Consider the following 11,131-nt stretch of genomic DNA (forward strand, 5'->3'; position numbering starts at 1 on the left):
GCAGGAGAAGTATGGCTAAACCTTGTGCCAACTAAGACTCGGGATGAAAGTATTTCGTTAAATATTAAATTTTAGTTAGGATATTCTTAAAATTTTTTAAATTTGGGATTCTAAATTACGGAAAATACTATACTAAAACCCTCTTAAACTTTTCAGTCAATGAAAAAAATTATTTTATTATTCACCTTCTTACTGTGTTCCATGCTAGGTTTCAGCCAGTTGGAAACGTTTGAAGGGGGGATCCCATCAACATGGGCCGTAATGAACGGCACCAATGGTGTAGGTGCCGCGCAACCCTGGATACTGAACACCACGCCGTTTCCGGTTAACAGGTCTCCTTATGCTGCGCATAACGATACCACGCCACCGACATTAAATGCTGCCTATGTGAACAGGGAGCAGATTGGTGCGGGCAACACTGAAGAAGACTGGCTGATCATGAATCAGCGACAGATTCCTGCCAACGGGCAGTTGCAATTCTGGACACGTCTTACCCAGATCGCTGATCAGGGAACGATATATGAAATTCGTGTGTCGACCAATGCTTCGCAAACCAACCAGGCGGCGTATACCGTACTGAAAACGTGGGGCGAAGACGAAATCATTGACCCGACGCTTCCAATTGGGGATTACCAACAGGTAAAGGTAGATTTCCCTGTGGCACTGCAGGGACAAAACGTATACATAGCATTTGTCAGGAAATTTACTCAGGAGACAGGCCAGATTGGTGGAGACCGTTGGCTTATTGACGATGTCAATATCGTCGAAAAATGTGCTGACGTGACCGGTTTGGATTTTATTCCGGCCTCGATCGCCTCCACCCATGTAACTTTCACCTGGGCCAACCCGCAACTTTCGACCAGTTTTGAACTGGGTGTTGTTCCGGCAGCCGATGATTTTAATTTCGTTGGAACTCCGGTAACTGTTGCCGCGACCAATCCTGCGACCTACGCTTACAGCGGTGCGCCGCTGACACCAGATTCAACTTTTAAGGTTTATGTTCGAAGGGTTTGTGGTACCGGATCCGATACTACATACAGCGAATGGGCAGGTCCGTTTATCTTCACAACCCTGCCGCTCGGCTCGGTATGTATCGACCCGCTCGTAATACCAGCGCTTCCTTACCAGGAACTTAACGACAATACCGCGCTCTACGGAGATGAAGTGGATACGGCCCAGGCCGCAAATTGCGGAACTGTAACCCCTGCGAACGCCAATTACCTGCAGGGTAATGAGGTTTTTTACAGCGTTACGGCTACGTCCGATGTGCCTATTAATGTGGTAATGACGCCTCTTGGTAATTCGCCAAATTCCTCCGTATTCGTTTACGAAGGCTGTATTGGTAATGGCGGTACCTGTTTGGGTGGTGTAGCGAATAACACATTGAACGTAAGGAATTTTGTGTTCAATGCGGTGTCAGGACATACTTACACTATAATTGTGTCTTCCAGCACAACGCAGCCGATTGCTTACGGGCTTTTGGTACAGGAAGTGAAATGTACGCCGATGCCTGCTAATTTAGCTGCCAGTCCGGTCACTACCACCAATGCCCATTTAACATGGGATGCACAAAGTTATTCTTCATGGCAGGTGGCAGTACAGCCTTTGGGTACTGAAGTTCCATCAGGTGATGGGGTTGCGGTAGCTACGAATGAATACGATGCACCTGTCGTTGCGGCCACGCAATACCAATACTGGGTACGTGCGGAATGCGCACCGGGCACTGATATCTGGACGCCATGGGCAGGTCCTTTTCCTTTCAATTCCGACATCTGCGAACCTGAGCACAAGTGCAACTACACTTTCAGGATTGGCAATAACGGTCCAAACGGCTGGGGTAACGATACTGTCGGAAGCCGGATGCAGATCAGGCAAAATGGTATAGTCATTGCAACATTGGGCTCACAGCTTGCTACTGGAGCAGGACCTGTAGACGTTATTGTACCTATATGCGAAGGCGTGCCTTTTGATGTATTCTGGAGTAAATTAGGTTCCACTACGCAGCAACGTCAGTTGACCATCATCAACAACCACGGGCAGACTATTTTTACAAGACCGGCCGTTGCGGGTGTGTTAAACAGCATTGTATATAGTGACGTGATTGCAGAGTGTGATACCCCACGTTGCGATCTTACGCCTACAAATGTCACAATACCTACCGCCAGCATCACGACAACGGGTGCGACAATCAACTGGACGGCAGTGGCGACCACTTCGTGGGACATTTATATTGCTCCCGTGGGAAGCCCTGCTCCTGATGCAGATACCGTACCGACTTATGATAACATCACTGGTGCAACCACCTCGTTTACCACGACAGACCCATTACAACCGGATCACTGTTACGAGGTGTACGTTAGGGTGAACTGTTCACCAAACCCATCTGCATGGTCAGCGTTGACTGCCGATTCGGATTTTTGTACATTGCCAACCTGTCAGAAACCGGTTAACCCACAGGTTACGGTATTGAGTACTACTGCAGCTACATTCACATGGACTCCGGCTTTGCCTGCTCAGACAGATTTTGAAATCCTGCTGATACCCGGCCCAAACCCTCCATCTCCCGCACCGGACAACGTTACACCGGCAACCTACCCGATTATCACTGTGCCTGTTGGAGGTCCGTACACTTTTACCGCGACAGACCTGACACCGGCAACCATTTATTATGGCTATGTAAGGGCCGTATGTTCGCCGACCGACGCGAGTGTATGGGTACCGTTTAACGTATTTAATTCCGTTACCTGTGAACCTGTAGACAAGTGTGTTTACAAATTTGTTCTTACTGACATCGGTGGGGGCAATGGCAACGGAAACGGATGGGGTAACTCAAGGATGCAGGTAAGGCAAAATGGCATCCTGATCCAGGAACTAAACCTGCCCAGCGGTGGAAATGCCACTGTCCAGGTACCTTTGTGCGACGGCGTACCATTCGACTTATTCTGGAGCATCGCAGGACAAAACCCAGAGCAAATCGGGGTTTCAATCCAGAACCCATTCCTTGACGTGCTGTTTACGAAAGCACCCGGAACAGGTACCCCTTCAACGGTCCTTTACAGTTCTGTTGTAGAATGCAGCCCTGCGCCATGTTCCAAACCAACCGACATTACGGTAGCGACCGCAACCATTTTACCGCATAGCGCTGTGATTACATGGACGGATAATTCAAACCCGCCTTCTGATGGCTACGAATTGTACGTAGTAAATACAGGGGATCCGGCGCCAACCAATGACCCTCCTACACCGGCGAACGTCACCGGTATTACAGGAACATCTTATACTTTGACCAATATCAACGGAGTGCCTTTATCGGCCTCCACTTCCTATACTTTTTATATCAGGGCCGTATGTCCTGGTTCACAAGTCAGTACCTGGACCATCCTGACACCAGTCACCTTTATTACGACTCCTGAAAATAATGAATGTGCGTTTGCCACACCGGTAACCGTAAATACAGGTATTGCATGTGACGCCGCCAATATGGCGACAGGAAACACTTACGGGGCCAATGCATCCAATCCGGTTGTCAGCAATGACATGACCGGTGCAGGCTGTGAGCCTACGGCGAAGGATGTATGGTACAGTTTTGTTGCGACATCGACTTCGCAGACAATTGTGCTAAGCGACATTGTCCCTAAACCTGCGACACCAGGCAACTTTAAACTGAATTACAGTGTGTTCTCAGGAAGCTGTACAGGTCTGACAAGAATGTTCTGCAGTACAACCAATACGAATGGTGGAACCGGTTTCATTCCAGGTAACACATACTACATCAGAGTTTACAATGCGCCATCAGTCCCAGCGACGCAATCAGCGACATTCCACCTTTGTGTCTTGACGCCACCGACCAATGACGAATGTATCAATGCCACGCCGGTTACTGTCAATACAGGACAGACTTGCGCTCCTGCAAATACGGTCTCCGCAAATACCTTCGGATCTACTGCGTCTAATCCATCGCTTACGCCGCCGTTGGCCGGAACCGGCTGCGGACCGACTAGCAATGATATTTGGTTTAGTTTTGTTGCGGTTGCACCGACTCAGATTATTAACATCAGCAACGTGGTATCAACTCCCGCCAATGTTGCAAACCTGAAAATAAATTACAGCGTATTTTCCGGAAGTTGCGGCGCGTTGACGAATTTGTATTGCAGTACCGCAACGGCAAGTATCGCAACCGGGCTTACCGTAGGAAACATTTATTACATACGTGCTTACATTGCTCCGTCAAACTCTGAGCAATCAGCTACTTTTGATTTATGCATCACGTCGCCTCCGGCTAATGACGAATGTACCGCAGCAGTTACCGTACCGGTAAATGCAAGTCAATATTGCGATGCAGTGACATCGGGCAATACCCTGGGCGCTACGCCTTCAAACCCGGTACTTGACCCTGTATTGACAGGACCTGGTTGTGGCGTTCCAAACAACGATTTGTGGTACAGCTTCACCGCCACGTCCACAACCCACATGATCAGCATAAGCAATGTCGTGCCTACGCCGGCCACTGCAACCAATGTAAGGTTGAACTACAGCGTATTTTCAGGAAGCTGTGGCGTGCTGGTCAAAAAGTACTGTAGTACCAATTACATCAGTATGGCTACGGGACTGGTTCCTGGCGAAGTGTATTATATAAGGGTGTATACTGCCACGACCGCAGTGGATACTTCTGCAACCTTTGATCTTTGCATTACTTCACCACCATCAAACAATGAATGCGCCAATGCCATTTCCGTAACTCCGAATACCGGACAGGATTGTGCTCCGGTAAATACCGTCTCAGGCTATACATATGGCGCTACGGCTTCGCTGCCTGTGCTGACACCGCCGCTGACCGGCGCCGGTTGTTTGCAGGCCAACAGTGACATTTGGTACAGCTTCACGGCTAGTTCCACTTCACACGCGATAACTTTAAGTAACATCGTAAGATCGCCTTCAAATTCTACTGCCAACCTGAATTATGGAGTTTTCTCAGGAACATGCGACAACCTGACAAAATTGTATTGTAGTACGACGAACAGTTCGAATGCAACAGGTTTGACCGTTGGCCAGACCTATTACATCAGGGTATATTCTACGAGTACCAGCGTCGATCAATCGATCAAGTTTGATTTGTGCATCACCTCTCCGCCGGTCAATGACGATTGTGCCAACGCCATCGAAGCGCCTGTAAATCCTACATCAATATGTACGGATAAGGCTTACGGAAATACCCTGGGAGCAACCCAATCCACGCCAACCATTACCGGCACAGGATGTATTGGTACCAACGATGATGTGTGGTTCAAATTTACAGCGACCAATGCGGTACACTTTATAAACGTAGACCAGCTATTTGCTTCTTCAGGAAGCGTTTCACTGCACCATACATTGTTCTCAGGAACCTGTGACGCATTGACAACGATGTACTGTAGTACTGCTGCCAATAGTGTGGCTACAGGTCTCACCGTCGGACAGGTTTACTATGTGCGTGTCTATACTGCCGGAACTGCAGTGGGAGACTGGAGTACTTTCAGCCTGTGTGTCAAAACCCCACCACCGCCGGCAGAGAATGAGGACTGTTCCTCAGCTACCGCGGTAACAGTGAACTTAAATAATGATTGCTTGTATACCACCCCGGGTAACCTTATTGAGGCGGGTCCTTCTACAGGAACTCCGAACAGCCCGGCGTGTACAGGAAATGCCAATGATGACGTTTGGTTTAGCTTCGTAGCTACGTCAAACCAACATTTTATCAACCTTCTTAATGTTGAAGGTACCACATCCAATCTGAATCATGCGGTGTACTCAGGAAACTGCAACTCGCTTACCCGTTTGTATTGCAGCGATGCCAACTCATTGAACAGTACTTCCGACGAATTCGTTGTCGGTGAGACCTATTACATCAGGGTTTGGTCTAATGCGCCTACAAGCCAGATTGTGATCTTTGACCTTTGTGTTAAATCAGTGTCGACTTGTGAAACTGCGACCCCATTCTGTGGATCTCAAGCAGAACAGTCGCTGTTGTTTACCAATACAACAGGCGTTACACCTGGATTGGGGCCGATTGCCTGTCTGGGTTCTTCGCCAAACCCAACATTCTACTACCTGCAGGTAGGCCAGACCGGAGCACTTGAATTTGAAATCCGACAAAGTACAGATCCGAATAACTTCCCAACAACTGGTGCGCCCGGAATCGACGTGGACTATGTAGCTTGGGGTCCCTTCACGAGCCCGTCGAGCTGTGATCAGGTAGCGTTTGAGGATTGTCCGAGCTGCCAAAACAACACGACGCCAGGAGCAGTTTATCCTCAGGGTAATATCCTGGATTGTAGTTACGACGGTGCACCGGTAGAAACGCTGCACATCCCTAACGCAGTGGCGGGTGAATACTACCTGCTGATGATTACAAACTTCAACCAGGCCCCTGGATACATTAAATTATTCCAGTCTAACTTCGGTGAGCCGGGTACTGGTGTAAGTACGAACTTATGTTGTGATGTAGCAGCCGGAGACGATATTACAGCTTGCGGTGCATCAATTACACTTGACGCGCTTGCTGACTCTACCAGTTCTCCATCGAGCTACCAATGGTACCTAAACGAAACATTAATTCCAGGAGCGGAAAGTTCTACATATGATGCTACCCAATCCGGAATTTACAAAGTTGTCGGAATTTGCGGACTGAATCAGGATGTGGATTACATCACGGTGACCTTGCTTCCTGCCATCGGGGCTACAACGCCTGCTGACTATGTATTGTGTGACGGCGATGACGCTGACGGACAGGCTCCGTTTAACTTGCTGGATGTAACAAGTCAGGTTTTAGTTGGTTTAGTGCCAACAGATTACTCGGTTTCATACCACCTCACAGCTGATGCTGCCGCGAATGATGAGCCGGGAATCGATCTTTCCACTGATTTCTTGTCCCCAACGCAGACGATTTATGTTAGGGTTGAAAGGATTTCCCTGCCGACTTGTTATGAGGTTATACCGGTGAATCTGGTAGTAACATCGATTGACGATGCTACGATTACTTATGAAGCACAGTATTGCAGCGATGCCGGAACGATCAGTCCGTTGACGGTGGTAACCCCTGGCACGTTTACAGCTACGGGTGGCCTTAACATTGCGGCAGATGGTACCATTACGCTTACCGGAAGTGAAGAAGGATTGTACACTATTACGAATACTACTGCCGGTGCTTGCAGCGATACAAAAACTGCGGATATCACCATTGTGCGCAGGCATACAGCTGGGTTCAACTACGGCACTGCAGGTACTTTATATTGTAAGGATGGCGGTACCGTTTCTCCGCAGTTCACAGGGAACTTCTCGCAAGCCGGTACTTTCACCGTGGTAGATGGAGACGGCAACCTTTCAATTGATCCAAACACAGGTCAGATTACGTTGGCTACCAGTGATGCGGGTGACTATACGATCAAAAACGTTGTTGATAATGGTCCGACATGTTCAGGAGATGAAGCGACGGCAACGATCACAATCGTTGAGGCTGCAACCGGAACTATCGCTTATAACGGAGGGCCTTTCTGTAAAGACGTTACGTCAGTTGCGGTTCAGAATCTGGTTACGCCGGTTTCAGACGCCGGAACATACAGTGTAGACATTCCGGGACTGAGTATCGGTGCTGATGGTACAATCAATCCTTCAGCGAGCCAGGCCAACGATTACGTGGTGACCTATACCCTTGACATTGACGGCTGCGGTATTTACACGACACAGGCAGCAGTTACGATTGTGCCTGAATCGAATATTGAGTTTACTGCAGAATGTAGCGGTAATGATTTTGTGATCACTGCGCTTCCGGTTAACGGGTCTTTCAATCCTGCTTTGGTAACTTATAACTGGACCGGCGGCACGTTTGTCAGTGGTACCGCTACCGGTTCAATCATCGCAAAAGCGGCACCGGCCACTTACACCGTAGAAGTTGTTGCTGATGGTTGTTCGACATTCGCATCGATTGATATCGACGATATTTCCTGTATCATACAGCGAGGAATCTCCCCGAACAACGATACGAAGAACGATTCGTTCGACCTGACCACGCTGAACGTGAAGCACCTTTCAATCTTCAACCGCTACGGTACGGTCGTCTATGAGTTTACCAACTACACCAACCAATGGGTAGGCCAGGACAACTCGGGCGATGAGCTTCCTGACGGCACGTATTTCTATGTGATCGACAAGGCCGACGGCGAGCAGAAGACCGGATGGGTTTACATCAACAGGTAACCGCGAACAGGAACAAAGGATATGCTGCCCTTCGGGGCAGCTTTCACAACCAAATGAAATAACAAATCAAAGAGATGAAGAAAATACAATTAGCCGCCTTATTATTCCTGCTTGCCCTGATTGATGCGAGTGCGCAGCAGGATCCCCACTATACGCAGTACATGTATAACATGAACGTGATGAACCCCGCTTATGCCGGATCCAAGGAAAACCTGTCCTTTGGTTTGCTCTACCGCAAGCAGTGGGTCAATGTCGACGGGGCACCTTCCACGTTTTCATTTTCAGGATCTACTCCTGTGGGCAAGAACGTGGGCGTGGGTCTCTCGCTGATCTCCGATGAGATCGGTCCGGTGAAGGAGCAGAACGCATACGGCGACTTCTCCTATACGCTGAACCTTGGCGGTGAGCACCGCCTGGCACTTGGTCTTAAGGCCGGGGCGACATTCCAGCGGATCGGTCTTAACAGCGAGATTGCGCCGAGCCTTCCGGACCTTGACGACGACGCTTTCCGCGAGGACACCAACAATGTGTACCTGAACGTGGGGGCCGGATTCTTTTACTACACCGACCGTTACTACGTGGCGTTTTCGGTCCCGAACATGCTCAAGGCAAACCACCTGGACTACAACGGGATCAAGTACGGTACCGAGACACAGCACTACTTCCTGACGGGAGGTTACGTGTTCCAGATCAACCCTGACCTGAAGCTCAAGCCGTTCGCGATGCTTAAGTCGGCTTTCAACTCGCCGAGCTCGCTTGACGTGTCGCTCAATGCGCTTTTCAGCGAGAAGTTTGAGATCGGGGCGACCTACCGTGTGGATGACAGCTTCGGGGGTATGGTGAACTATGCGATCACGCCGAACCTTAGGATCGGGTATGCTTACGACCACATCATTTCGGATTTGAAGACAGTGACCACGTCCTCACACGAGATCATCCTGCTCTTCGACCTGAATTTCCCGAAAAAGGTATCACGTTCACCAAGATATTTCTAACATAAAAGCCAATCCGATAATGAAAAAATTATATATAGTATTGATTTTAGTTTTTGCTGCCCATACGATAAAGGCGCAAAATAAGGATACGCAGAAGGCAGACAAGCTTTTTGCCCAATTAGAGTATGTGGATGCGGTGAAGGAATATCTGGACCTTGTCAATAAGGGAAAAGCCGATAATTATGTTTACAAGCAACTTGCAGACTCTTATTATAATATGTTTAATACTGCCGAAGCCGCCAAATGGTACGCGAAGGTCGTGACTGAACCGCAGGACGCTGAAACCTATTACAAGTACGCCCAAATGCTCAAGGCAAACGGCAAGTATGAAGAATCGAATAAGCAGATGAAGGTATTTGCTTCCAAAATGCCAAATGACCAAAGGGCCAAAGCGTTCATGGAAAATCCTGATTATCTTCCAAAACTCCTGGACAGACAAAAAGCCTTTAACGTAAAATCCACTGCCATCAACTCAGAGAAATCTGATTTCGGTGCGGTATTGGCAAATGACAACAATGTGTATTTTACAAGTACCCGGAACAAGTCGAGAAGGACTGACGGCTGGAACGACGAGCCTTACCTGGACATTTACTACGTGTCTTATAATGCTGCTGACGGGACTTTCGGAAAGGTGGAAGAACTAACAGAGTTAAACACGAAATGGCACGAGGGCCCTGTTGCCATTACCGCTGACGGCAACACTATGTATTTCGCAAGGGACAGCCAGGCGGACAAGAATTTTGTAAACGATAAAAAGTTAAAGACCAAATTCGGTGTGGTCAACATCTACAAAGCTACAAAACAAGATGGCAAATGGGGCAACCTTAAATCGCTGCCGTTTAATAGTAAAACGTACTCAACGAGCGGGCCTTCAATCAGTAAAGATGGAAAGACGCTGTATTTCTCATCAGATATGCCGGGTAGCCTAGGGCAGTCAGACATTTGGAAAGTAGCAGTGAATGGCGACGATACCTATGGAACTCCGGAAAATTTAGGCAAGAAAATTAACACCGAAGGAAACGAACAATTCCCTTTTATTGCCGATGACAATGTGCTGTACTTTTCATCAAGCGGAAGACAGGGACTTGGTGGATTGGACGTGTTCTCAATAGATCTGAACAAAACCGGCCAGGATGGTGAGGCAAAAAACATCGGAAAGCCCGTGAACAGCGAAAAAGATGATTTCGCTTTCACTTTCAGCACCGCAAAAAATATCGGATTCTTCTCGAGCAACCGCAGTGGCACTGACGATATTTTTGTTGCTGATCCGGTTTGCAGCGTGGAGGTTACCTCTGTCGTTACTGATGCGAAGACCGGCCGGGCAATCGAAGGGGCGCGTGTAGCGATCCTCGATGCGAAAAAGAACATCATTGAAACCCGCAGCACAACGGCTAACGGTGAAGTAATGTATATGGTGGAATGTAATAAGGAGTATAGCATCCAGGCATCGAAAGATGGTTATGACAGTGCCGTATTCCCAATCGCAAAAAGCAAAGGCGGAAAAGTGAAAGTGGATGCACCATTGAACCCGATTGACGTAATCGTGACTGAGAAAGAAGTCATTCTGCAGGATGTGAATTTTGAATACAATATGGCCAATATCACGCAACAAGGTGCGTTCGAGCTGGACAAATTGGTTCAGGTAATGAAGAGCAGCCCAGATATGGTCATCTTCGTGAAATCACACACCGATAACCGCGGTAAAGACGCGTACAACATGGATCTCTCTGACCGCCGTGCTAAAGCGACCGTACAATATGTAATTTCCAAGGGAATCGACTCGTCAAGGATCTCAGGGAAAGGTTATGGTGAAAGCGAGCCTAAAGTCGATTGCAAGGAAAATTGCACCGAAGAGCAGCACGCGTTAAACCGTCGAAGTGAATTCCTGATTGTGAAGAAATAAT

General features: G+C 48.3%; 3 protein-coding genes. All 3 read left to right on the top strand.

The window, feature by feature from the left end:
- Positions 1–159: 159 nt before the first annotated feature.
- The 3 genes from HYN48_RS04325 to HYN48_RS04335 all read left to right on the top strand — a co-directional run bounded on the left by HYN48_RS04325 (position 160) and on the right by HYN48_RS04335 (position 11,130).
- Complete coding sequence (locus tag HYN48_RS04325) at positions 160–8,232, top strand: T9SS type B sorting domain-containing protein (protein WP_108369959.1); 8,073 nt, start codon at positions 160–162, stop codon at positions 8,230–8,232.
- Positions 8,233–8,306: 74 nt separating this feature from the next.
- On the top strand, positions 8,307–9,227 hold the full coding sequence (locus HYN48_RS04330; RefSeq protein ID WP_108369922.1) for a PorP/SprF family type IX secretion system membrane protein: 921 nt from the start codon (positions 8,307–8,309) through the stop codon (positions 9,225–9,227).
- A gap of 19 nt (positions 9,228–9,246) precedes the next feature.
- Entirely contained in the window at positions 9,247–11,130 is a 1,884-nt protein-coding gene (locus HYN48_RS04335; RefSeq protein WP_108369960.1) for an OmpA family protein, read from the top strand.
- Position 11,131: the final 1 nt, after the last annotated feature.

The organism is Flavobacterium magnum (assembly GCF_003055625.1).
In the GTDB taxonomy this organism is placed as follows: domain Bacteria; phylum Bacteroidota; class Bacteroidia; order Flavobacteriales; family Flavobacteriaceae; genus Flavobacterium; species Flavobacterium magnum.

Excerpts from the sequence above, each read along its gene's own strand:
- HYN48_RS04325 (WP_108369959.1), top strand. The coding sequence starts at position 160 with ATGAAAAAAATTATTTTATTATTCACCTTCTTACTGTGTTCCATGCTA.
- HYN48_RS04335 (WP_108369960.1), top strand. The coding sequence starts at position 9,247 with ATGAAAAAATTATATATAGTATTGATTTTAGTTTTTGCTGCCCATACG.
- HYN48_RS04330 (WP_108369922.1), top strand. The coding sequence starts at position 8,307 with ATGAAGAAAATACAATTAGCCGCCTTATTATTCCTGCTTGCCCTGATT.